Origin of the sequence: Streptomyces sparsogenes (assembly GCF_001704635.1) — a bacterium.
GTDB classification, from domain to species: Bacteria; Actinomycetota; Actinomycetes; order Streptomycetales; family Streptomycetaceae; genus Streptomyces; species Streptomyces sparsogenes.
Genome location: NZ_MAXF01000261.1, coordinates 1 through 829 on the forward strand (window position 1 = coordinate 1; position 829 = coordinate 829).

1 protein-coding gene is annotated in these 829 nt (G+C 72.6%); it reads right to left on the bottom strand.

Annotated features, from left to right (window positions below; translation table 11 throughout):
• The coding region (locus BBH68_RS38760; RefSeq protein WP_141713177.1) for an aldehyde dehydrogenase family protein at positions 1 to 829 on the bottom strand (829 nt) is incomplete at both ends.

The following is an 829-nucleotide window of genomic DNA, read 5'->3' on the forward strand; positions in this document are numbered from 1 at the left end:
CGCCTCGTCGACCTTCGCGCGGGTGGCCTGTGCGGTCTCGGGGGTGATCATGGGGCCGATGTCGGTGTGCTCGTCGGTCGGGTCGCCGACGCGGAGCAGTTTGGTGCGGGCGACGAAGGCGTCGCGGAAGGCCTCGTAGACCTCACGGGCGATCAGGATCCGCTGGGTGCCGATGCAGTTCTGGCCCGCGGCCCAGAAGGCCCCGGAGACGCAGGAGGTGACCGCCTCGTCCAGGTCGGCGTCGTCCATGACGATGACGGGGGCGTTGCCGCCCAGGTCCATGGCCAGTTTCTTCAGGCCGGCGGTGCGGGCGATGGCCTCGCCGGTGGCGAACCCGCCGGTGAAGGACACCATGCGCACCTCGGGGGCGCCGACGATCGCGGCGCCGATGTCGGCTCCGCCGCCCACGACCGTGACGACCTCCTTTGGCAGGCCGGCCTCGATGAGCGTGTCGGCCAGGCGGAGCGCGGACAGCGGTGTGTGGGCGGAGGGTTTGAGGATCACGGCGTTGCCGCCGGCGATGGCCGGGCCGAGCTTGTGGGCGACCAGGTTGAGCGGGTCGTTGAACGGGGTGATGGCGGCGATGATGCCCAGGGGCTCGCGGGTGAACCAGCCCTGCCGCCTCTCGGAGCCCTCGTACGCGTCGAAGGGGACGACCTCCCCGGCGTTGCGCCGTGCCTCCGCCGCTGACAGGGCGAGGGTGTTGGCCGCGCGGGCGGCCTCCTTGCGGGCCTGCGTGATCGTCTTGCCCGCCTCGCTGACGATCAGCTGGGCGAAGGACTCGGCGCGCCGCCGCACCAGGTGGGCGGCGCGTTCCAGGACGCCGGCC